The organism is Acinetobacter sp. 243_ASPC (assembly GCF_001054715.1).
Classification (GTDB): domain Bacteria; phylum Pseudomonadota; class Gammaproteobacteria; order Pseudomonadales; family Moraxellaceae; genus Acinetobacter; species Acinetobacter soli.
The window spans coordinates 51,992-73,148 of record NZ_JVOR01000098.1 but is presented as its reverse complement, the minus strand read 5'-3'; the positions used below and the strand labels follow the sequence as shown (position 1 = coordinate 73,148).

Genomic DNA, 21,157 nt, shown 5'->3' with positions numbered 1-21,157 from the left:
CAGCATGCTGCTTCATAGCCATAAAGTCTTAGTATTTAAACTTTACACTGACGGTATAATTTGCAGGCTCGCCATAATAGGCCTGACCGTCTGGAAAGCTGTTTAAATATTTTTTGTTGGTCACATTCTTACCATTGGCTTGTATGCTCAGATGTTCATTCACATCGTAACTTGCCATCAGGTCGATCAATGTATAGGCATCTTGTTTAATCAGGTACGAGGTGCCTAAACCTACATCGGATTGTTTTGTGGCATCTTGCCAACGCAAACCTGCACCGAGCTTGAGTTTTGGCAATGCAGGCACTGTATAGGTCGTCAAAAGGTTGATGGTTTGATTTGGATTATAGGTACGTGCTTGTCCACCATTGACTTTATCTTTCAGGCTAAATTGTGTGTAGCCAAATGCTATATTGGTGTGATCAGTGATTTGGCCTGCTAGGGTGACTTCAACACCTTGAGATTCCAGATCACTTGTTAGCGTTTTTCTATTCAGTGGATTTCCGTCTGAAGATTTCAGTGGATAATTATTCTGCTCGGTTTTAAATACGGCTAAACTTCCAACCAATGCATTATCTAACCATGTACTTTTCACGCCTAACTCGTAACTTTTACCATCGATTGGCTTAAGTGCTTGATTGGTTGCCTGATCAATCCCTGTTTGCGGTCTGAAAATTGAAGTATAGCTGGCATAGCCCATGTATTCAGGCGTAAAGCTATAAGTAATGCCTGCGTATGGTGACACCTTATCGTCTTTAAACGACATATCTGAACCGTAACTTATTCCCTTACTCTCAGCCTTAATGTAATTACCACCTAAAATAAATTTGAGCTTTTCAGATAAATGCAGGCGCGTCGCTGCATAGATTGAATCGACGTTTTGCTCATAATTAGCAGATTCGGCAAAATCTGACCATGTGACCGATTGAGGCGTCCAACTGGCCCAATTGGTGGTAAGTTGTCTTAAATAACCTTGTGAGTAGTCATTATTCACATTGCTGTCATTAATAAAGCCAGTCGATTGCTGATCTTTTTGTTTGCTGTTGACATGACTATAGCCAACGTTAGCTTCGTGGTTTTTGCCCCAGAGCGTATATTCGCCACTCAAGTCAAAATTATATTGATTACGACGATTTACTTGCTTATAACCTCCTGCATAAAGTGAGACATTTGAGCCATCAGCATTCGGATAGCCGTAGTAATACAGTAGTCGACTGTCTTTTTTATTTTTTTCATAATTATAGGTCAGCTTGGCAGTCCATGTATCGCCAAGTTTTTGTTTGAGTTCAGCAAATGCGTTTTGGATTTTACCGTCCCAGTATGCCCAATTTGGTGCAGGGTTATAACTACGGCTGTAACTGATTTGTTGACCTTGACTATCTAAGAGTGGCAAAGCTCCCCAATTATTGGCATTTGGTAAATGATTTTGCTCGCTATAACCCACTGTAAATGTGGTGCTTTCTGTCAAATCAGCATCTAAAATTCCTGCAAAACCGTTCTTCTCCAGTGAGTATTTATCGAGATAACTGTCACCAGTTTGCTCGTAACCCATGACTCGACCACGGACACTTCCATCTGAAGTCAGTGATCCAGACATATCGGCTTCGTAACGCTGGGTATTCCAAGAACCATAGCTTATGCCTGCACTCGCCTGAAAATCTTTAGTTGGACGCTTGCGAATATTATTGATGGTTGCACCAGGGTCTCCAAAAGCACTATTGAGCGCATCTGCACCTTTTACGACTTCCACACGATCATAAAAATAGGTATCTGGGTTGGTATTGTTGTAATTGTAATTGGTTAATGGAAAGCCAACGCCATCGGTAAGGATATTTGAAATTTCATAGCCACGTGACATATATGTCGTTCGTTCGGTTTCCTGATTCAGTACAGTTATGCCAGGCGTATGAGCCAAAACATCTCGCGTCGAATTTAACTTAAAATCATCAATTTGCTGGCGTGTAACTACATTGATCGTTTGGGGTGTTTCCTGCGCATCGATGTTGAGTTTGGTGGCACTGCTGCTTTTTTTTATGATGTATGCTTTGGTCTGCTCAGAACTTTGCTCGGCATTTGATTCTGCTTGCAATTTGATGACTGGCAGTGTGGCATCTTCAGCATAACTCAATTGCACTTGAGAAATTGCCAGCGCAACGACAGAAAGTTTAAACAGGTGGGAGCGTGGAGCGTTCATATCCATATTTACGAATGAAAATAATTATCATTAATTTTATTGTTTGTTTGTGTAACTCACAATCATTTATTTATCGTTAATTTGGATTGTAAAATGACGAATCAACGTTATTTTGAATTCATGATTTAATTTTTTGCTACCCTCAAGGCACTCATTAATAGAAAAATTATTTTCCAAATTTGAGTATGTTACTATCAAAGCGTGTTTGTGAATTCGTTAAAAGGCTCGTCATTTGTCTATCCAAAAATTAAAAATCGGAATTGTGGTTGGTGAGGTATCTGGCGATACGCTAGGCGTTGAGTTAATGCGCAGCTTTAAAGCGCAAGGCATTGATGCAGAATTTGAAGGCATTGGTGGCCCACAAATGATCGCCGAAGGATTTAAAAGCTATTATCCGATGGAAACCTTATCGGTGATGGGTATCGTTGAAGTACTTAAAGACTTAAAAAAACTTTTTGCGGTCCGAGATGGCTTGGTACAAAAGTGGGCAGAGAACCCGGTAGATGTATTTATAGGCATCGATGCACCAGATTTTAATTTACGTCTTTCTAAAACATTAAAAGAAAATAATCTTCCGATTAAAACCGTTCAATATGTGAGTCCGTCTGTTTGGGCCTGGCGGCAAGGTCGGGTACATGGCATTAAAAAAACGATTGATTTGGTGCTGTGCCTATTTCCATTCGAGAAAAATTTTTATACGCAGCATCAGGTAAATGCTGCTTTTGTGGGACATCCTTTGGCCAAGCAGTTACCATTAAAAAATCCTTTAGTTGAAGCAAAACAGGCTTTAAATCTTGATCCTGAAAAAACTTATATTGCGCTTTTACCGGGAAGTCGTAAGGGCGAAGTCGAACGACTAATGCCGCTTTTAATGGGAGCAGCTGAGCGTCTTTCGAATCAACATCCTGAACTTGAATTTTTAATGCCCGCCATTAATGAGCAACGTAAAGCTCAGATCCAAGCCCATTTGCAAAGTAAGCCAAGTTCATGGGCGAAAAAAATCCATGTGCTCGAAAATCAGGACAAAGAATCTAAGATTGGTCGTCAGGTGATGAATGCCAGTGATGTTGTCGCCTTGGCATCAGGCACGGCAACCTTAGAGGCGATGCTATTACATCGTCCAATGGTCACTTTTTATAAGTTAAATACCATCACTTATATCATTGCCAAACTTCTGGTCAAAATTCAGTATTATTCTTTACCCAACATTATAGCCGGCAAGAAAGTCATCGAAGAACTGATTCAGTCTGATGCGACTCCTGAGCGTTTAGCCTATGAAATAGAGAGGCTCATGCATACGGAAACGGCTCAACTTCAAGCCTTGCAGCACTTGAGTATGCATAAACAACTTATTTCGGGTGATACAGAAAACCCTGTAGATGCAATTTTGAAATTGATTCAGACCTAAAAAAAGGAGCGATTAGCTCCTTTAACTGAATTTAAGTACGAATAATCAGCTCATAACCTGAATACTTTCGAACATTGATCACGCCTTGTTCAAAAATCAGATATTGACCTTTAATCCCGTGTAAAACACCACGAATGGTAGGGGTTTTATCCAGATTCAATGATTTAATTTTTTCTGGATATTGCTCTACTGGATAAATAAATTCGCGTGGTTTTTCATTTTCAAGCAATTCAATCGTTTCATTAAATTCAAGGTTTTGTCCAAACTCATCCCGAATCGCCTGAATTTTAGGTGCAAATTCTTGCACAAGCTGATCGCGTTGCTCTATAAGGTCTAGTGGCTCTGCTTCACCTTTCAGTAGCTTACGCCAGTCAGTTTTATCTGCAATCTGAGAGCCAAATAAAGTTTCGATATGACCCGATAAACGACGCGAACCAACACGAAAAATAGGTAAGGCTTGTGTCGCACCTTGATCAAGCCATCGGGTTGGCATGTGGCTGATACGAGTGATTCCCACTTTTAATGCACTTGAATTCGCCAAGTAAACGATATGCGGCTGAAAACACACATTGTGTGCAAACTCATTTTCACGGCAGGTGCCCAAATGATAATGACAGGTTTCGGGCTTCATAATACATAGGTCACATTCTGCTTTGGTTTTAAAGCATTTAAAACAGTGACCCTGTGCATATGATTTAGGTGTTTTGGCACCACAAGAAGTGCAATAAATATTACCTGTCCATTCAATTTCGACTTCTTGGCCTGGTACAAATGGAAGATCAACTTCTGAACGATTTAGAACAAATTTGTATTCAACATTTGCCTTGCTTGTGTGTGGATCAGTTACACTACAGTCTTTGGCAGCTGCGTGCATTTTATGGCAAATGCCTTGTAGTTCCATGAATTTAAACTCTCATCAAGAAAGGTTGCAGTTATGGCTGAACAGAATGTCATCACTTCTATGCTAGACGATTTATCAAGTGAACAGCCCATACATACTGCACTTTGTATAGGTCAGAATATTGACCAAAATAGCGCAATTCAGTGGCATTATTTTAGCGTAAATGCGTTTTTAAGTCTTCCTTTTACGCAGCGTTATGATTTGGGTTTTGTTGTTTTTGATACCGCTGAAATGCAAAAGATTTCAGAGACAGAAAAAGCGCAAGTACTGGTCCGTTTGCGTGATTTAATGGCCAAACGGATTGTGGTGGTCAGTAAAAGACAAGACGAGAAATTATTGCGCTCATTAGGATTTACCCAGTTAATTGATAAAACCCTTCACGATGCAGATTTTGCGTTATGGCAATTTAATATTTTGACCTATAAACATGTACCAGACTGGTTTAACTCCAAATTTTGGGCCAACCCTGAAAACTGGGATAAATTTCGTTGGTAATACACCATTGTTAAGTAAAAAAATACAAATTGTATTTTGAATCCGCTCTCTGCTTTTTCTATGCTGTTTAAGACGATAGAAAAAATGATGGCAGGATTCAAACAATGACAGATTTAAAAAATATTGTTGAAACGCTCGCAAAGCAGGCGCTTGGCAATAATGCCCAATCTTCGCAAAATAGTGGATTGGGTGGGATTTTAGGTAGTGTACTTGGTCAACTCAGTGGCCAAACACAGCAGCAACAAGCGAATCCGCAGCAAAATACCAATACCGGATTAGGCGGGATTTTAAGCTCAGTGCTTAATCAGTTTGGAAACAGCTCAAATACATCGGCAACGGGAGCAGGCAAAAGTACAGCGCAAACGTTACTGATTGCAGTTGTACCACTTATTTTGGCATGGATTCAAAAGCAAGGTGGTTTGCAAGGCGCGCTCGATAAGCTTAAAAATGCAGGTCTGAGTACTCAGGTGCAAAGCTGGGTGGATCCTCAGCAAACCAATAACCACGATGTGGCTAAGGAGCAGGTTGAGCAGCTTTTTGATGATCAAGAGGTCGAGCAGGTGGCACAGCAAACTCAAGCACCTAAGCAGGATGTATATAGTGCTATTTCGTCAGTTTTGCCACAAATTATCAACTCGTTAACGCCTCAAGGCGATAAAACCAACTCACAAGAAGCCAATCAAGATATTCAAAATGTGCTTAATTTGGTTTCGGGTTTCTTAAAAAAATAAAAGGGCATTAGCCCTTTTATTTTATGTAAGCTGTAAGGCTTAGAAATTGTATTCCATACCTAAACCAATCACGGTACGCTTATCATCGCTAGCCAACCAATCACGTTTTTGCTGAGCCAACACGCCGTACAAGCGGGCTTGCTTATTAAGGTTGTAATCTACCCCAAGACCATATTGTGAAATCTTGCGATCTGAACGCGTATCTACAGACGTATCTGAGGCAATATATTCAGCTTTGAGTTTCCATGGTGTTGATGGGAATGCATACGCTGCAGTAATACCATAAGCATCTTCTTCAAGGCCACGGTATGAGGTCACAACAGAGCTTGCAGTGGTCGATACAGTATCGTCAGTTGGTTTGGCATTTTGCCATAACGCACCTACCACAAAACCATCTAGACCATAAGTTGCAAAATCAACTGAACCGGTCAGACGGATTGCATCTGAGTAAATGCCAGAAAGGTTGTAGGCATTGTATTTACCAGCCACACCAAAGTTACCTGCAATAGCAGCAGCCAAACCATAATTTTTGTTTTCGTAGCTGAGTGAGGTTGAAATACTGTCACCAAAGCCATTACGTTTGCCTTCTTGGCCCAAAGTAGTATTGTCACCAGTATTTTGTTCGCCTTGCTGCGCCATGATATTGAACTGCAAACCCGGAATGATCAGATTTTTATCAGTTTCAAAGCCAATCACGTTGTTTAGACGCTCTTCACCATGTAATACAGAGGTCATATCCAAAATGGTGTGATCGTTAAAGATGTCTTGGTTGTTACCCGCCGCAGTTTTAAAGTAAGAATCGTATTTACCTGCTTTAAGGCTACCGATATCCTTGAATTTTAAGCCCAAGTAACGGTTACGCGCATTCAAGTCACCGTCAGAGCCAGAACCATCAGTCGAAATTGCCCATTCTGCCAAATAAAGTACAGAAAGTTTGTCGGTTAATTTTTCTTCGCCTTTAATCCCGATACGTGAAGCATTTGAGTTAAGCGCTGTCACGTTGTTGCCTGCAAAGTCGAAATTATCAGCCTGATCCAAAGTCACGTTCAACTTACCATATAGTGTAGGTGCAGCTTGAACAGTACTAAACCCCAACGTTGAAACAGCAGCAACAAGAAGCAATTTTTTCATTAAATATCTCCACGATTTTTTGTAACTGGCAGAAGATCCAATTCACTTTTATAAGTTTGCTTCTGTACAAAAAGTTACATAAGCTCACCAACTTGCTAAGCAGTATCTGCAAACTTTGTTACAAAGGGGTGAAGACTAAGTGACAATTTAATGACGAGTTATGGAAAACTTATTTTTATTCTCTATGCTTAAATTGACCAATAAAAAAGGAGCCGAAGCTCCTTTTAATTTATATAACGACTAGAGTGCAGCTTTAATTTTTTCTGCAAACCCAGCAATTTTCTCTTGATCACCCATTTGGGCTGCATGGCGGCCGAGTTCATGAATAGAACTTGGAATCAGATGAAAGTGTACGTGTGGAACCGTTTGACCTGCCGCCGCACCAGATAATTGCATTAATACAATGCCTTTGGCATCGAGTGCTTTCTCGATTGCCTGCGCAACTTTTTGCACAATTTGAATGGTGTAGGCTGCTGCATCAGCTGGTAAATCCAGCAGAGTTTCAGCAGGAGTTTTTGGTATCACAAGTGTATGACCATCGGCCTGAGGCATGATATCCATAAATGCAAGCACGTGATCATCTTCATACACTTTTATAGCCGGAAGTTCACCACGTAAAATACGCGCAAAAATGTTTTGGTCATCGTAAGCCATGTTTATTCCTTATCAACATCAACAGCAGGGATTATTTACAGTTCAATTCTTTCTGACGATCTTTGATTTGGTCAAGTCGTTGCTGCTCTTTGTCTGAAAACTTTGGCTTGGTGGTAAAGCAGTTGTCATTACCATATTTGGCTTTCGCTTCCGGATCTTTAAAGCAGAAGCCTTTCGCTGCATAAATGAGGTTGTAATCATCTTGCAGTTTTTTACACTCTTGTTCAGGTGTTGCAGCGAACACTGAGGCACCACTCAAGGTAATGAGTCCAGTAAAAAATGCAACAGCAAGCTTATTCATGCGCTTTTCCTCTTGTATCGTCGACTTAATTGTAACGACCTATTTCCCAATATAAGGGGTTTCAAAAATAATTCAATGCTGAATAATTACTCAAGTGTAATTTCGCTTCATATTTCATCCATATCTTGTAAAAAAGCGCCGATACTTCCTGTAATACTTCATAAAGCGATAAAAATAGCTTAGTTTTTATGGTTTTAAACGAGTGGTTCAGTTTTTATTATTATCAAAAGTGCATCTGGGTGATACCCTCAATTTCAGTTTAGTGCGTGATTTGAGTACGGCAATTAAGATCACCCCAGTGTAATGCAATCAAATTCTCAAAAGAGCAAAGACATGAGTCATTATATTTCAAGTTTAAAAGCAAAATTTTTAAAGCAGCCGCATCCACATGAAAATGATGTATTGGCGCTATTTAAATCACTCCGCCATATACCGGGTGGTTTAACGGTTTTATCTAAAGTAGTGAGCCGGGTCGCACCTTATTTTAAAACAGTTGATCCTGTGATTGAGCATTTAGATACGCAAAGCTGTATCGCCCATATCAAGAAAAGAAGATCTTTAGAAAATCATATTGGTACAGTGCACGTGATTGCCATTTGTAATGGACTTGAATTTGTAATGGGCGTATTAGCAGAAGCATCTGTTCCAAAACATTTACGTTGGTTACCCAAAGGAATGCAAGTCAGTTATTTGGCGAAGGCCGACTCAGATATCAAGCTGACCGCTTCGATTGCACAAGATTGGCATACGGGTGATTTTGAAATTCAGGTTCAGGCACACACAGCCGATGGCGTGTTGGTGGTCGATGGTGTCATTACCCTTTGGGTGACAGAAAAGAATAAAAAAGGTAAAAGAACACTAGATGATTCTCTTACCTAAAAATGACTTGTATGAATAGCTTATAGTAAAAGCATGCGACTTTTAGAATTTTGGCTATTCAAGTGTGATTTTGCTCCAAGATTCATAAAACTTTACAGCCGCAGAAAAATCACTATTTTCGTCGGCTGTTGCGCTTGCGGCCTGAATCAGACTTTGCGTTAATCCTATCACTGGTGCAGGAAGTTTTGCAGATTGCAGTAAATCTAATGCAATTCCAGTGTCTTTTGCTAAGAGCGGAAGTGCAAATGTGACCGGAAAGCTTCGATTTAACACACGCTGAGGCAACACGGTTTCAGTCACGCCACTTTTTCCGCTTGAGGCATTGATGCAGTCTAGCGCTTCATTTAAATTAACGCCGTGGGCTTTGAGTGCAGTAAATCCTTCTGCCACCGACCACAGGTTAACTGCAAGCAACATGTTGTTGACGGCCTTCACGGCAAAGCCCGCACCAGATGTACCTACATGTTTGATCAATTTGCCAATCGCTTGCATCGCCGGATAGGCACGCTCAAAGGCAGCGGCATCACCACCGACCATCACGGTAAGTGTTGCATTTTCGGCGCCAATGGTCTGACCGCTCACTGGTGCATCGAGATAATCTACATTTTGGGCTTTAAGTGTTTCAGACAAGGTGCGCGCTGAGTCTGGCACGCCACTGGTACAATCTACCCAGATAGTGCCAGGTTTAAGTTGTAACGATTCAATCAGGTTTTCGACATCTGTACTGGTAGGTAAACATGAAAAAATAACATCGGCTTGTACAGCCTGTTCAAGTTTAACAGCCTGAGTACCATACTCATTGGCGTGTTGTTTGGCTTTTTCAAAGTTTCGATTCCATACATAGACCGTGTCAAAATGCTTCGGTAAATGCGACGCCATACGATATCCCATAGCGCCTAAACCGATAAATGCAACTGATTGAATCATAGATTTACTCTTTCTTTATTTGCGTTGAACGTTGTATTAACCAATCTTTAAACTGCGGCCAAAACTCTTCGGAACTGGCTTGGCTCGACATCAAACCCAGATGTCCACCCGGAATAAGAGTAAACGTGACATCTGTACTGTTTGTCAATTTAATTAATGGTTTTACCGCGTCTGCTGTGACGAGCTGATCGGAACGACCTGCACCCACCAAAAGCGCGCAATCAATATTCTTTAGATTGACTATGGTATTTTTAAGCTGAATTTTGCCATCTTTTAATGGATTTTGTAGCCAAACATTAAATAGCATGTCCTGATTGATTCCCCCCGGATAATCAATCATGTTGTTTAAAAAGTGACTCAGTGTGGCATGCTCCTGAACCAGTTTTTTGCTTTCAAGATTTTTAAGTAACTGTACGTGACCATCAATCCAGCCTTTAGGATCTAAAATTTTAAATCCCAACGCATTTAACACGCCCGGCGTATGAATCAGTTTTTTGGGTAAACCTGCATAAATGCGACGCTCAAGAGACGGATTTTTTTGGATGGTGTTATGGACAAAACGATACAGCTTGCCAATTCTTCCCGAGGCATAACTATCGATAGGGCTTCCCAGTACAATCAGGTTTTTTACATGCTTCGCATGATGCAAGGCACTATAGAGCATGACAAAAATCCCAGCCATACTCCAGCCATGCAACGACACCTGATCACTTTTGGCATGTGTGCAAATCATCTTTAAATAACGCGGTAGGGCGTCATCGATAAACGATAAAAAATTCAGATGTCGATCACGATAGCTTAAACGGCCCCAGTCAATCAGGTAGATATCAAATCCGTTTTCTTGAAAGTAACGAATTAAAGAGCGATACGGATAAAGATCGTAAATGGCCATGTTGATGGCAAGCGGTGCAACAAAAACCAGAGGTTCTTTATATCGTTTGGTGCTTGCTGCATAATAGCGGATGCGTGTTTGCCCAAACTCACCAATCACCTGATAAGGCGTAGTTTGAGAAATAACGAGAGATTCTTCCCTAAAGAGTCGAGCCGAAAGATGTTTAAGCTTGATCTGCTGGTTGTGAATAAGGGATTTGAGTGAATCCATTCTTTGCATTTTCCAAAATCCGAAAGGGTTTGGATGCAGTCTAAGCGATTAATTGATCTTTTACCTTGACCTTAAATACATGACACGCTCAAAATGTTGGCATTTTTATATGAGCGGTCTTAAGACTGAGAGCACAGCAATGCATAGCCATGACGATGAATTAGAATATCAAGTAGACACATTATCCATTCGAACCGGTCATAACCGCAGCTTTGAAGGCGAACATGCCGAGCCGATTTATTTGACGTCATCTTTTGTTTATAAAAATGCAGCTGAAGCGGCATCAAAATTTTCAGGTGAAGTGTCGGGCAATATTTATTCTCGTTTTACCAACCCAACGGTGGCCATGTTTGAAAAGCGTCTAGCGGCAATGGATGGTGCAGAACGTGCGATTGCGACCAGCTCGGGAATGGGCGCAATTTTGTCAGTTTGTATGGCATTTTTAAAAGCGGGCGATCATGTCATTTGTTCGCGTGCCGTTTTTGGTTCAATTGTGGCTTTGTTTGAAAAGTACATCGCAAAATTCGGTGTAGAGGTTACCTTTGTCGATTTAAACGACATGGATGCATGGAAAAATGCCTTACGTCCTGAAACGAAAATCTTATTTGCAGAGTCGCCATCGAATCCGTTAGCTGAGGTTGCTGATATTCCCGCATTGTCAGAAATTGCTCATTCACAAAATGCCATGCTGGTGATCGACAATTGCTTTTGTACACCTGTATTGCAACAGCCCCTCAAATTAGGGGCAGATTTGGTGATCTACTCTGCAACCAAATACATCGATGGGCAAGGCCGTGCATTAGGTGGTGCAGTCACAGGTAGCCATAAGTTGCTTGAGGAAGTCTTTGGCGTGGTACGTACATTAGGGCCATCGATGAGTCCTTTTAACGCATGGATTTTCCTTAAAGGGCTTGAAACGCTGAAACTCAGAATGAGAGTGCATTGTGAAAATGCACAAAAAATCGCGGAATGGCTCAACCAACATGAGAAAGTGGAAAAAGTCTATTATGCGGGTTTACCAGAGCATATTGGTCATGAACGTGCAGCCAAGCAGCAAAAAGGTTTTGGTGGCATTGTTTCTTTTGTGGTGAAAGGTGGCCGTGAAGGTGCGTGGAAAGTAATCGATAACACTCGATTTATTTCAATTACAGGTAACTTTGGTGATGCCAAATCGACGATTACGCATCCTGCAACCACAACCCATGGTAAATTATCGCCTGAAGCGAAACAGGCCGCCGGTATTCAAGAAGGTTTGATTCGTTTATCTGCGGGCTTGGAAGATGTATCTGATATCATCCGTGATATCGAACGCGGACTTGATCTGATCTAATTTATATACAGTCAAACAAATTTACTGTTTTTGGAGGAATCCCGATGAACATTAATATGCTTATGCAGCAAGCACAGCGCATGCAAAAAGATATGGAAGCCAATACCAAAAAGGCCAAAGAAGAGCTTGCAAAAACCGAAGTACAGGCAGAAGCGGGTGGTGGTTTAGTTAAAGTGACCATGACAGGCCGCTTTGTTGTTAAACGTATCGAGATTAGTCCGGATCTGCTACAAGATGAACCTGACATGATTGAAGACTTAATCGCTGCTGCGGTAAACGACGCGGTACGTCAAGCTGAAGCAGTTGCAGAAGAAAAAATGAAAGGTGCAAATGCAGGCATGGGCTTACCGCCTGGCCTATCTGGTTTATTTTAAGGACCCATAAAGCGTGTTTAGCGATCGATTTGAACAACTTGTTCAAGCACTGCGAATTTTACCAAGTGTTGGGCCGAAATCGGCTCAGCGCATGGCTTTGCATCTGCTCATGAAAAATAGAGAAGGCGCGTTTGCGCTGTCTCATGCGCTACATGAAGCTTCAAGTCATATTCATGCCTGTCGTATTTGCAATTCTCTGACTGAAAATGAGGTCTGTGATATTTGCTTATCTAATGAACGTGATGGGCAGGTACTCTGTGTGGTGGAATCACCCGCAGATGTCATGGCCATAGAGCAAAGCGGAAGTTTTCGCGGTAAATATCATGTATTGGGTGGGCATCTGTCGCCTCTAGATGGTATTGGGCCTGAAGAAATCGGTATTCCGCAACTGATTCAGCGTTTGAGTCAGGGTGAAATTGAAGAAGTGATTCTAGCAACCAATGCAACGGTAGAAGGTCAGGCAACTGCGCACTATTTGCTCGAAGCCACCAAGCATTTACCGATCCATATGACACGCATTGCACAAGGTGTACCTCAAGGCGGTGAGCTTGAATATGTCGATAGCCATACCCTGAGTCAGGCTGTGCATAATCGAATGCAAATGAAATAGTCTTTTTGAATGATTTTTATCATTTGGTCTATTTGAACCTGCATATTTTAGAATGTGCAGGTCACTATAAAATGAAGAATGTGCTTATAAAATAAGCGATTTTGTGGGTTTGTCTAAAAAATAAAATATTAGGAATAGTTTGTCTGGCAAAAGTTGCAATTGAAGTGGTATATATATGCCAGAATATTAAATGCACCTTGTGGCTAAATCGGGAAAAAATGTTTCAGTTTATCCAGCAGCAAGATCAACTTGCTGATGTTTTATCAATCATGAACCAATGTTCAGTGTATGGGCTGGATACAGAGTTCATCAAAGTGGATACGCTTTGGCCTAAATTAGGTGTTTTTCAAATCAATTTAAATGGTACTGTCTTTTTACTCGATGGGGCCACACTCGATTTAAGTGAATTTTGGAATAAGCTTTTTGCAGCAGAGCAAAACGTTTTTCACGCCTGCGGCGAAGATATCGATCTGATTTATCACTATGCGCAGCGTAAATATCTAGACAATGTATTTGATACCCAAGTGGGATTGTCTTTTTTAGGCCATGGTTTGCAAGTGAGCTATCAGGCCGCGCTCAAACTCATTTTAAATATTGATATCGAAAAAGATCAAACCCGATCTGACTGGCTCGCAAGACCACTTAGTGAAGAACAGCTTCAATACGCCGCCAATGACGTACTGTATATTTTACAATTGTCTGATGAAATCAAAGCGCAATTACAGGCCAAACAATTGTGCGATTTCGTGATCGAAGATTGCCGGCATCTGACCAAAGAAATTGGAACCGAAACACCCCAGCATTTACTGTATACCGATGTTGCGAATTATCGCCATTCTCGGCGTCAACTGATGCAGTTACAGCAACTCACTGTGTGGCGTGAACAACTGATTAAGGCGATCAACCAGCCACGCAGTTTTATCTTAAAAAATGCGACCATGATTGATCTGGTCGAAAAAAATCCAAAAAATACCTTTCAGTTGTCGCAAGTTAAGGATATCCGTCCCAATATCGTGCGAGAGCATGGCAAAACTATTCTAGATTTACTTAAATTTTTACCTGAGCAGCACGAATGGCCACTACGTATGGCCAGACCTATCCGACATTCATCTCAAGAAATTACAAGTAAAATGAATCAATTGATTGACAATGTCGTGAATGAAACGCAGGTACCCAAAGAAGTCTTGCTGCGTAAGAAATGGTTAAATGCGTTGTATCAACATGTGGTGTTTCATCGCCACGAAGATGAATTACCCGAATATCTGCTTGGCTGGCGCTATCGCCTTTTGACCAAGCCTTTGATTGCGATTCTGCAACAAGATGAACAGTATCTATCGACGCAAATGAAGATAGAAATTTAAAATGTGGTACGACTGGTGCGTTGAAAAACATTCATGTATCTGTTGATTTTTTTAATGTATGCTTTTTTAGAGTTTTGAGAGTTGTGATTTATGCACTGTGATATTTACAGATCGAGTAAGAAAGATGAGATGTACGTTTATATAGCTCGTCCAGATTACCCAAATGATGATGTAGAAGGCAAAGATCCTTTAGAAATCTTACCTGAAACATTGCGTACGGCATTTGGTCGTCCGACATTTGTTATGCATCTTGAGCTTTCTCAAACGCGCAAACTTGCACGTGTCAATGTTTTGCATGTCCTCGATTCACTTGAAACAAAAGGCTTTTTTATCCAAATGCCGCCAGAAGGGTTTATCAATTTATCTGATGAGCCAGAGGGATTACGTGGTGCTTGAACAACTTGCAGGAATTTGGAGCGGCTTACTTTCAGTGCTGGATTCAGTTCCTGAAGACAGCATTGCCATAACCGCTTATGTGGGCGGAACCCTAATTGTTTTGTGGTGCTGGTACAGTATCGCAAAACGCTTGCCGCGACTGATTGGTGGCGTAACGTGGATTGTACTGTTTGCCGTACTGGCCACGCCCACAATTTCTGAAGGAGTGAATGCCGGAATTGCACCTGCTATTTTTGGTGTGATTTTTGGTGTACTCACCAAAGAGCAACCGCTTATTTGGGCAAATTTGTCTTTAATTTTATTTGTAACAGGACTTGGGTTATTGATTGGCTATTTATGGTCAAATTATAGCGCAAACAAGGACACATCCTCTGTTTAATAAAAATAAAGGTAAAACATGACTGTCGACGCACAACAATTTACGGGTACAGATCAGTATATTGCAACTGAAGGTCTTAAACTGGCAGTAAAAGCAGCGCGCGCTTTGCAAAAGCCGCTGTTGATTAAGGGTGAACCGGGCACTGGTAAAACCTTGCTGGCAGAAGAAGTCGCGCAAAGTTTAGGCATGAAGCTCATTACGTGGCACATCAAATCTACCACGAAGGCACAGCAAGGCCTCTACGAGTATGATGCCGTTTCTCGCTTGCGTGACAGTCAGTTAGGCGATGATCGTGTTTATGATATAAAAAACTATATTAAACCCGGCAAATTATGGGAAGCTTTTCGTAGCGAGGAGCGATGTGTGTTGTTGATTGATGAAATTGACAAAGCCGACATCGAGTTTCCAAATGACCTACTGCACGAACTAGATAAAATGTCTTTCTACGTGTACGAAACTGGTGAAACGATTAGTGCAATTCAACGTCCGATCGTGATTATTACCTCGAATAACGAAAAAGAATTACCCGATGCATTTTTGCGCCGCTGCTTCTTTCATTATATTGAATTTCCAGATGAAGCGACTATGCGCGAAATTATTGATGTGCATTTTCCGCAGATCTCAAATACCTTGGTCAATGAAGCACTTCAGATTTTCTTTAAACTCAGACAAGTGCCTAATTTAAAGAAGCCACCTTCTACCTCAGAACTGATCGACTGGCTCAGCTTGCTTATGGCCGATGATATGCCTGAAGATATCTTACGCAATCATGATCGTACCAAGGCCATACCTCCGTTATATGGCGCATTGATTAAAAATGAACAGGATGTACAGTTACTCGAACGACTAGCATTTATGACACGTCGTTAAGGATGGTGCGCCATGTTCGTTCGATTGTTTTATACGCTACGCAAGTATGGTGTTCCGGTCACAACACGTGAGCTGATTGATCTTAATCAGGCGATTGCTCAAGGCGTTGTCTTTGCGGATCAAGAGGAATTTTATGAATTGGCCAAAACTATTTTGGTCAAAGACGAACGTTTCTTCGATAAATTTGATCGTGCCATTAAAGACTATTTTGATGGTATCGAAACCTATGATCTTAATGAGCTGCTTAAACAGGTTCAAAAACTCCCCAAAGACTGGTTCGATCTAGAACTATTAGAAAAGCATTTATCGTCTGAAGAACGAGAGGCACTTGAAAAGGCAGGCTCGATCGAGGCACTAATGAAAATGCTCGAAGAACGTCTTCAAGAACAGCATAAGAAGCATCAAGGTGGCAATCGGATGATTGGCACAGGGGGTACTTCACCATTTGGTGCATTTGGCGATCATCCCGAGGGTGTTCGCATTGGTGGACCGGGGCGAAAAAAATCTGCGGTTAAGGTTTGGGAACAACGCAAATATCAAAATCTGGATGATGAGCAAGTTTTAGGTACTCGGCAAATGCAGCTCGCATTAAGGCGATTACGTAAATTTGCGCGTCAAGGTGCTGCCGAAGAGCTAGATGTCGACAAAACTATTCATGAAACAGCCAAGCAAGGCATTTTAGATGTGCAAATGGTTCCAGAGCGACGCAATCGCATTAAGGTATTGATGTTATTTGATGTTGGTGGCTCGATGGATGCCCATGTGGCGCAATGTGAAAAATTATTTAGCGCTGCAAAGACTGAATTTAAGACACTTGAATACTTTTATTTCCATAATTGTTTATATGATTACGTCTGGAAGGATAATTATCGACGTACCTCAAGCCGCTTAAACACTTGGGACTTGTTGCATACTTATGGCCGTGATTATCGTGTGATCTTTGTTGGTGATGCCAGTATGGCGCCATATGAATTAAGATCGGTTGGTGGCTCGGTAGAATATATGAATGATGAGTCAGGTGAAGTGTGGTTACGCCGTTTGCGTCAGCACTTTGATAAGACTGCGTGGTTAAATCCAGAAGAAGAAGGGTATTGGAAATACACACAAACCATTGCACAGATTGATGAAATTTTTGAGAAGCATATGTATCCCATGACCCTCAAAGGGGTTGAGGACATGACACGTTATTTATCTCGATAATGATTGATGAAGGTGCTTTTATTTATTGATGTTGTGACTAAAACACACGCTTAGCCACCTTCAACGATGTGCTAGGCGCGTGTACGGCTTTAAACTTATAGCCTTAACCCGAGATATATTGCTTAAGCTGTACGATCAACTGACGTTGATCTTCCATAGCAGCCTTGACCAAGTCACCAATTGAAATAAGCCCTTGAAGTTTACCGTTTTCGACCACTGGAAGGTGACGTAAATGTCGGTCTGTCATGAGCTGTAAGCAATCTTCTACACTAAATGATTTATCAACTGTAAAAACTTTTGCAGTCATGATTTCGCTGACCAACGTGTTGTCTGAGGAACGTTCCATCAGCGTGATCTTGCGCATATAATCGCGTTCAGACAATATTCCCGCTACTGCATCATTTTCAACCACAACCAGCGCACCAATGCCTTTGTCTGCCATGAGGGTAATGGCCTCAAGTACTGTTGCGTCCGGTGAAATGGTATATACGGTGTGTTCACGTTTTTCATGTAAAACTTGGGCGACATTGGTCATATTCGGGTCCCTCTGGATGTTTTTGTTGTTCCCATTAAACTTAACTTGAATTAAGCAAAATTCAAATATGGGCTGATCAACAATTATGCAAAAAAATCACTTCCTACAAAAAAACTTATGACGAGATGGATTTACATTACATTCAACTGAGATTGCGCAAAAAAGAAATGACTCATTTGCGTAGTTGAGAGTTTAAATTTGCACTGCGATGAACTAAACAAGGCAGGCGTTACGTTTAACCGCTTTAAGGTGGGTAATAAAGCGGTTTGAAAATCCTGCGGCTTGATTTTTTTTGGAACATAATTAGGCCAATGCTTTTTGGCATAACGATGAGCTTGTACACCATTTAACCAAAAGGGAAAAATGAAGCTGTCTTCGTCGGATTTAATTGCCCAGCCTTGATGGTAAAGACCCCAAAGTGTACCGCAGTACATCATTGTTTTAAGAATTGAAATTTTGAGAATTAAATCTTTAGAAGCTGGGGGAAGGTGAGTAATGCGTCTCATGATATAAATGTTCTAAAAATGCTTTTGTATTATAAAAAAGAAAGATTTAAGTTTCGTTTAAGTCTTGAATAAAATCGTAATTTTTTTTAACCGGACATTAAAAAACGCCACCTAGGTGACGTTTCATTATGCTTGCATTGTGGCCATCTTTTGCCAGTACTGGGCTTTCATCGAATCACGTTCTACGCGAAAACCTTGATAATAAAGTTCTGCCAAGAACAATGCCGCTTTACCATGGCCGGCACGGGCCGCTTCTTCGAGCTGTGTTACTGCGTCTTGAAAATTCATTTGTGATTGAATTGTGTTGACTGCAGTTGCATATACATGCTCTAACTCATGATGAGAGATTTGCTGAATCATAGTTAAAAACTCCTTATAGTTGTAGTTATGATTACATTTTTAGACTTATCTCAGTCTTGCGAACCAATTTAACAGTTCATTGTTAAACTAATATTACATTTTAGTGGATAAGTCAAACAATAAGTGGGGTAACTTTATTGTATTTCAAGTTTACATGATTAAACAATGAACTGAAATATTTTTTATTAAAATCAATTGAAGAATTATATCAAAGGAGAAAAACATGATAACCACGATTGATGGCTTTAACTTTGGCATCCCTTTTGATCGTAATGACATTATTGCCTTGGCTCAATATCATCGTCAACAGCTTGACGAGGCGGTATTTCACCAAGAAATTCACTTAGGGGACTACTGCTTAGCACAGCGTAAACGCGTGTATGATTATACTCGCCAGCTTGATCCAGAGCTTAAAGCTGAGTTTTATCGTATTTACGATGGAGAGCTGCTTCGTTTGGCCGACGAAGATGATTTGCATCCCGCAGATGCCGAAGGGGGACTAAGTTATTTTGCAATTGGCGTTACGCTTTTGTTAATTGCATTTATTTTGTATTTTGCTTTTGTGCGCGCATTAACCAGTTAATGTGCTCAAAAATGCGTTTCATTTCACACGATTACTTGTGAAAAGTCTCAATGAGTCATACACTACTTCAGATTCGAGGTAGGGTATGCTCATATCTAAACAAAACATTTTAAAACTTAAGTCAGAATTTAAAATTGAACGAATCTATAATGCCGTCGTTATTCTGATTATTTCTGCAATTCTTTTCTTTGGTTTTCAGTCTCTTCATAAGCCGATTAAGACTCAATATTATCGTCATATCGTGGCACTTTCGCAGCAGGCCAATAATCCAAAAACGCAAATTATGGCCAAGCACATATTGCAGCAATCTGAGATTGATTTGGGTGATTATTTAAAATTGATGCATGCATATCAATTTGAAAAATCTCAAGCGCGTTATTATCCAGCAATTTCTTTAGACGACCCACAATAGACGATTGAGCTATTTTTGTACAGACTTTGCCGAGCTTGATAAGTTGTGCAGATTCTCTTTTAAAAGCGTTTCAATCTGTTCTGAACTGATATCTTGACCTGCCACAATCACGGTAAGGCGGTCGGGGTGAATGTGGCGACGAATGGCGTGCTGAATATCTTCTGCTTTAATCGCATTCAATGCTTTGGGATATTCTGTCAAATAGTCCGATGGCAACCCGTAAAAGCCAATTGCTCCGAGTTGGGCATTAATACTGGCATTGCTACTAAAGCTCATTGGAAATGCACGTAGCATGCCTATTTTGGTTTCTTGAAGTTGCTTTGAATCAATTGGTGTGTTTACAAAGTTGATTAAGGTTTGATGCGCCACGCGTATGCTTTCAAGAAGTTGTTTTTGCTGAGTGGAATAATTAAGCTGAAAAAGTCCTGAAGATTGGGTGAAGCTAAACGAACTGTATGCGCCGTATGTATAGCCGCGTTTAACACGTAATTCTTTCATGAGTGCCGAGTTAAAGCCATTCCCTCCGAGCATTTGATTGGCAACTTCAAGCGCCAGAACGTCAGGATCGCTACGTTTCAAGCTTAGGTGCCCCATACTGACATGCGCCTGTGTGGCTGCATAAGGTAGAATTCGGACATCAAATCCCTGTTGCTCAAGTGCATCTGGTAGTGGTGCTGCAAGTTGCCCTTGAGGAAGGCGTTCAAAAATACGTGCTGATAATTGCTTGGCTTCTAGTGCATTGAGCTGTCCTGTTATAGCGAGGTTCATATTTTGCGCCACTAAAAATGTATCGCGAAATTGTTTTAATAAGACGGGTGTGAGTTTTTTTGTACTGACTACGGTGCCACTAGTTGGTTCTGCATAGGGATGATAGCCATAAATTGCACGGTACAAGGCAATATTGCTTAAACGTTCCGGATTTTCCTGAAGCTGTTTTTGTCCCACATTGGTATTGCTTAGTATCAAATTGAGTCCCGAAGGCTCAAAGCTTGAATGTTGAATCAGATCAAGCATTAAATCGACAGCCGGATTAAGCTTCTGGGGATCAGACAATACACGTAAGCGAATCACAAACATATCGCGGTAAGCTTGTACGTTTAGCTTTGCTCCCAATTGCTCAAAACGATTTGCAATTTGCGCTGCACTTAAATCGGGTGTTCCGTCATCGAGCAGTTTGGCCGTCATATTCGCAATACCATATAGCCCCTTGCCAAGTGATTCGTCTCTGGCAGAGCCGGCGTTAAAGGTCAGTTGAATGTCGACCATTGGCAGCGCTTGCGACTCTACAAATAGTGAGCGAATGCCTTGTGGAGCGGGCAGTTCGACCACATACGGTGCGCTACTGGTCAAATCGTCTGATATGCTTTTTAGGCTTCTGAGCTGTTGAAGTGATTTAAGTTGTCCGCTTTCAGTTTCTGCCATCACATTTGCCGATTCGGTTATTTCGGCGTAGACTGTGGTACATAAAAAACTTGATAGCAGCAGTAATTGAAATGGTTTTAGGCAGAGGACTTTGTTCAT

General features: G+C 41.1%; 25 protein-coding genes. 14 read left to right on the top strand and 11 right to left on the bottom strand.

The window, feature by feature from the left end; translation table 11 throughout:
• Positions 1 to 28: 28 nt before the first annotated feature.
• Positions 29 to 2,191, bottom strand: a complete 2,163-nt coding sequence (locus ADA42_RS13610; protein WP_048765739.1) for a TonB-dependent siderophore receptor — start codon at positions 2,189 to 2,191, stop codon at positions 29 to 31.
• A gap of 232 nt (positions 2,192 to 2,423) precedes the next feature.
• On the opposite strand from ADA42_RS13610, the gene lpxB reads away from it, so the two are divergent.
• Positions 2,424 to 3,599 (top strand): lipid-A-disaccharide synthase, encoded by a 1,176-nt coding sequence (gene lpxB, locus ADA42_RS13605; protein WP_048765726.1) that lies wholly within the window; start codon positions 2,424 to 2,426, stop codon positions 3,597 to 3,599.
• A gap of 31 nt (positions 3,600 to 3,630) precedes the next feature.
• Here lpxB and ADA42_RS13600 read toward each other — a convergent pair whose 3' ends face one another.
• Positions 3,631 to 4,500 carry a DUF2797 domain-containing protein gene (locus ADA42_RS13600; protein WP_048765724.1) on the bottom strand — a complete coding sequence of 290 codons (870 nt, stop codon included), beginning with the start codon at positions 4,498 to 4,500 and terminating at the stop codon, positions 3,631 to 3,633.
• A gap of 33 nt (positions 4,501 to 4,533) precedes the next feature.
• Here ADA42_RS13600 and ADA42_RS13595 point away from each other — a divergent pair, with 33 nt between their 5' ends.
• Both ADA42_RS13595 and ADA42_RS13590 read left to right on the top strand, forming a co-directional pair.
• Positions 4,534 to 4,995 (top strand): DUF6231 family protein, encoded by a 462-nt coding sequence (locus ADA42_RS13595; protein ID WP_048765723.1) that lies wholly within the window; start codon positions 4,534 to 4,536, stop codon positions 4,993 to 4,995.
• 104 nt (positions 4,996 to 5,099) lie between these two features.
• Positions 5,100 to 5,726 (top strand): YidB family protein, encoded by a 627-nt coding sequence (locus ADA42_RS13590; RefSeq protein ID WP_048765721.1) that lies wholly within the window; start codon positions 5,100 to 5,102, stop codon positions 5,724 to 5,726.
• 39 nt (positions 5,727 to 5,765) lie between these two features.
• Here the strand turns inward: ADA42_RS13590 and ADA42_RS13585 are convergent, their stop codons facing one another.
• The 3 genes from ADA42_RS13585 to ADA42_RS13575 form a co-directional block, all read right to left on the bottom strand.
• Positions 5,766 to 6,857, bottom strand: coding sequence for a porin (locus tag ADA42_RS13585; protein WP_048765720.1), 1,092 nt, complete (start codon positions 6,855 to 6,857; stop codon positions 5,766 to 5,768).
• Between the two features lie 240 nt (positions 6,858 to 7,097).
• The gene (locus ADA42_RS13580) at positions 7,098 to 7,511 is read right to left on the bottom strand and encodes an HIT family protein (protein ID WP_025094803.1); all 414 of its coding nucleotides are present in this window, start codon (positions 7,509 to 7,511) and stop codon (positions 7,098 to 7,100) included.
• Between the two features lie 31 nt (positions 7,512 to 7,542).
• Entirely contained in the window at positions 7,543 to 7,812 is a 270-nt protein-coding gene (locus ADA42_RS13575) for a YARHG domain-containing protein (RefSeq protein ID WP_004938629.1), read from the bottom strand.
• 333 nt (positions 7,813 to 8,145) lie between these two features.
• On the opposite strand from ADA42_RS13575, the gene ADA42_RS13570 reads away from it, so the two are divergent.
• A complete protein-coding gene (locus ADA42_RS13570) occupies positions 8,146 to 8,691 on the top strand; it encodes a hotdog fold domain-containing protein (RefSeq protein WP_048765718.1) in 546 nt (181 codons plus the stop codon).
• Positions 8,692 to 8,745: 54 nt separating this feature from the next.
• Here ADA42_RS13570 and ADA42_RS13565 read toward each other — a convergent pair whose 3' ends face one another.
• On the bottom strand, positions 8,746 to 9,618 hold the full coding sequence (locus ADA42_RS13565) for an NAD(P)-dependent oxidoreductase (protein WP_004948059.1): 873 nt from the start codon (positions 9,616 to 9,618) through the stop codon (positions 8,746 to 8,748).
• A 4-nt stretch (positions 9,619 to 9,622) separates the two neighbouring features.
• A complete protein-coding gene (locus tag ADA42_RS13560) occupies positions 9,623 to 10,720 on the bottom strand; it encodes an alpha/beta fold hydrolase (RefSeq protein ID WP_228137590.1) in 1,098 nt (365 codons plus the stop codon).
• Between the two features lie 139 nt (positions 10,721 to 10,859).
• Here ADA42_RS13560 and ADA42_RS13555 point away from each other — a divergent pair, with 139 nt between their 5' ends.
• From ADA42_RS13555 to ADA42_RS13520, 8 genes are all read left to right on the top strand, one after another.
• Entirely contained in the window at positions 10,860 to 12,050 is a 1,191-nt protein-coding gene (locus tag ADA42_RS13555; protein WP_004948053.1) for an O-succinylhomoserine sulfhydrylase, read from the top strand.
• 44 nt (positions 12,051 to 12,094) lie between these two features.
• The gene (locus ADA42_RS13550) at positions 12,095 to 12,424 is read left to right on the top strand and encodes a YbaB/EbfC family nucleoid-associated protein (RefSeq protein WP_004938624.1); all 330 of its coding nucleotides are present in this window, start codon (positions 12,095 to 12,097) and stop codon (positions 12,422 to 12,424) included.
• A gap of 13 nt (positions 12,425 to 12,437) precedes the next feature.
• Positions 12,438 to 13,034, top strand: coding sequence for a recombination mediator RecR (recR, locus tag ADA42_RS13545; RefSeq protein ID WP_004948051.1), 597 nt, complete (start codon positions 12,438 to 12,440; stop codon positions 13,032 to 13,034).
• Between the two features lie 218 nt (positions 13,035 to 13,252).
• Positions 13,253 to 14,395 (top strand): ribonuclease D, encoded by a 1,143-nt coding sequence (locus ADA42_RS13540; protein ID WP_004948047.1) that lies wholly within the window; start codon positions 13,253 to 13,255, stop codon positions 14,393 to 14,395.
• A 90-nt stretch (positions 14,396 to 14,485) separates the two neighbouring features.
• The gene (locus tag ADA42_RS13535; RefSeq protein WP_004938621.1) at positions 14,486 to 14,791 is read left to right on the top strand and encodes a YcgL domain-containing protein; all 306 of its coding nucleotides are present in this window, start codon (positions 14,486 to 14,488) and stop codon (positions 14,789 to 14,791) included.
• A complete protein-coding gene (locus tag ADA42_RS13530; protein WP_025094797.1) occupies positions 14,784 to 15,170 on the top strand; it encodes a hypothetical protein in 387 nt (128 codons plus the stop codon). Before ADA42_RS13535 ends, ADA42_RS13530 begins: the two co-directional genes overlap by 8 nt.
• Before the next feature lie 18 nt (positions 15,171 to 15,188).
• On the top strand, positions 15,189 to 16,040 hold the full coding sequence (locus ADA42_RS13525) for an AAA family ATPase (protein WP_004938619.1): 852 nt from the start codon (positions 15,189 to 15,191) through the stop codon (positions 16,038 to 16,040).
• Positions 16,041 to 16,052: 12 nt separating this feature from the next.
• Positions 16,053 to 17,240 (top strand): vWA domain-containing protein, encoded by a 1,188-nt coding sequence (locus ADA42_RS13520; protein WP_004948044.1) that lies wholly within the window; start codon positions 16,053 to 16,055, stop codon positions 17,238 to 17,240.
• Between the two features lie 103 nt (positions 17,241 to 17,343).
• On the opposite strand, the gene ADA42_RS13515 is transcribed toward ADA42_RS13520, so the two are convergent.
• The 3 genes from ADA42_RS13515 to ADA42_RS13505 all read right to left on the bottom strand — a co-directional run bounded on the left by ADA42_RS13515 (position 17,344) and on the right by ADA42_RS13505 (position 18,641).
• Positions 17,344 to 17,775, bottom strand: a complete 432-nt coding sequence (locus ADA42_RS13515; protein ID WP_004938616.1) for a CBS domain-containing protein — start codon at positions 17,773 to 17,775, stop codon at positions 17,344 to 17,346.
• A gap of 131 nt (positions 17,776 to 17,906) precedes the next feature.
• On the bottom strand, positions 17,907 to 18,281 hold the full coding sequence (locus tag ADA42_RS13510; RefSeq protein ID WP_004938614.1) for a DUF2750 domain-containing protein: 375 nt from the start codon (positions 18,279 to 18,281) through the stop codon (positions 17,907 to 17,909).
• 126 nt (positions 18,282 to 18,407) lie between these two features.
• Positions 18,408 to 18,641: a hypothetical protein gene (locus tag ADA42_RS13505; protein WP_004938612.1), complete on the bottom strand. Its 234-nt coding sequence runs from the start codon at positions 18,639 to 18,641 to the stop codon at positions 18,408 to 18,410.
• Positions 18,642 to 18,864: 223 nt separating this feature from the next.
• Between ADA42_RS13505 and ADA42_RS13500 the strand changes: the two genes are divergently transcribed.
• A complete protein-coding gene (locus ADA42_RS13500) occupies positions 18,865 to 19,224 on the top strand; it encodes a hypothetical protein (RefSeq protein ID WP_004938610.1) in 360 nt (119 codons plus the stop codon).
• Positions 19,225 to 19,309: 85 nt separating this feature from the next.
• Positions 19,310 to 19,636 (top strand): hypothetical protein, encoded by a 327-nt coding sequence (locus tag ADA42_RS13495; protein ID WP_004948039.1) that lies wholly within the window; start codon positions 19,310 to 19,312, stop codon positions 19,634 to 19,636.
• 9 nt (positions 19,637 to 19,645) lie between these two features.
• Here the strand turns inward: ADA42_RS13495 and ADA42_RS13490 are convergent, their stop codons facing one another.
• Positions 19,646 to 21,157, bottom strand: coding sequence for a M16 family metallopeptidase (locus ADA42_RS13490; RefSeq protein WP_048765716.1), 1,512 nt, complete (start codon positions 21,155 to 21,157; stop codon positions 19,646 to 19,648).

What these genes read in the sequence shown, in the direction of transcription:
- ADA42_RS13610 (WP_048765739.1), bottom strand. Translation starts at nt 2,191, where the DNA reads ATGAACGCTCCACGCTCCCACCTGTTTAAACTTTCTGTCGTTGCGCTG.
- ADA42_RS13600 (WP_048765724.1), bottom strand. Translation starts at nt 4,500, where the DNA reads ATGGAACTACAAGGCATTTGCCATAAAATGCACGCAGCTGCCAAAGAC.
- ADA42_RS13595 (WP_048765723.1), top strand. Translation starts at nt 4,534, where the DNA reads ATGGCTGAACAGAATGTCATCACTTCTATGCTAGACGATTTATCAAGT.
- ADA42_RS13590 (WP_048765721.1), top strand. Translation starts at nt 5,100, where the DNA reads ATGACAGATTTAAAAAATATTGTTGAAACGCTCGCAAAGCAGGCGCTT.
- ADA42_RS13585 (WP_048765720.1), bottom strand. Translation starts at nt 6,857, where the DNA reads ATGAAAAAATTGCTTCTTGTTGCTGCTGTTTCAACGTTGGGGTTTAGT.
- ADA42_RS13580 (WP_025094803.1), bottom strand. Translation starts at nt 7,511, where the DNA reads ATGGCTTACGATGACCAAAACATTTTTGCGCGTATTTTACGTGGTGAA.
- ADA42_RS13575 (WP_004938629.1), bottom strand. Translation starts at nt 7,812, where the DNA reads ATGAATAAGCTTGCTGTTGCATTTTTTACTGGACTCATTACCTTGAGT.
- ADA42_RS13570 (WP_048765718.1), top strand. Translation starts at nt 8,146, where the DNA reads ATGAGTCATTATATTTCAAGTTTAAAAGCAAAATTTTTAAAGCAGCCG.
- ADA42_RS13565 (WP_004948059.1), bottom strand. Translation starts at nt 9,618, where the DNA reads ATGATTCAATCAGTTGCATTTATCGGTTTAGGCGCTATGGGATATCGT.
- ADA42_RS13560 (WP_228137590.1), bottom strand. Translation starts at nt 10,720, where the DNA reads ATGGATTCACTCAAATCCCTTATTCACAACCAGCAGATCAAGCTTAAA.
- ADA42_RS13555 (WP_004948053.1), top strand. Translation starts at nt 10,860, where the DNA reads ATGCATAGCCATGACGATGAATTAGAATATCAAGTAGACACATTATCC.
- ADA42_RS13550 (WP_004938624.1), top strand. Translation starts at nt 12,095, where the DNA reads ATGAACATTAATATGCTTATGCAGCAAGCACAGCGCATGCAAAAAGAT.
- ADA42_RS13540 (WP_004948047.1), top strand. Translation starts at nt 13,253, where the DNA reads ATGTTTCAGTTTATCCAGCAGCAAGATCAACTTGCTGATGTTTTATCA.
- ADA42_RS13535 (WP_004938621.1), top strand. Translation starts at nt 14,486, where the DNA reads ATGCACTGTGATATTTACAGATCGAGTAAGAAAGATGAGATGTACGTT.
- ADA42_RS13525 (WP_004938619.1), top strand. Translation starts at nt 15,189, where the DNA reads ATGACTGTCGACGCACAACAATTTACGGGTACAGATCAGTATATTGCA.
- ADA42_RS13520 (WP_004948044.1), top strand. Translation starts at nt 16,053, where the DNA reads ATGTTCGTTCGATTGTTTTATACGCTACGCAAGTATGGTGTTCCGGTC.
- ADA42_RS13515 (WP_004938616.1), bottom strand. Translation starts at nt 17,775, where the DNA reads ATGACCAATGTCGCCCAAGTTTTACATGAAAAACGTGAACACACCGTA.
- ADA42_RS13510 (WP_004938614.1), bottom strand. Translation starts at nt 18,281, where the DNA reads ATGAGACGCATTACTCACCTTCCCCCAGCTTCTAAAGATTTAATTCTC.
- ADA42_RS13505 (WP_004938612.1), bottom strand. Translation starts at nt 18,641, where the DNA reads ATGATTCAGCAAATCTCTCATCATGAGTTAGAGCATGTATATGCAACT.
- ADA42_RS13500 (WP_004938610.1), top strand. Translation starts at nt 18,865, where the DNA reads ATGATAACCACGATTGATGGCTTTAACTTTGGCATCCCTTTTGATCGT.
- ADA42_RS13495 (WP_004948039.1), top strand. Translation starts at nt 19,310, where the DNA reads ATGCTCATATCTAAACAAAACATTTTAAAACTTAAGTCAGAATTTAAA.
- ADA42_RS13490 (WP_048765716.1), bottom strand. Translation starts at nt 21,157, where the DNA reads ATGAACAAAGTCCTCTGCCTAAAACCATTTCAATTACTGCTGCTATCA.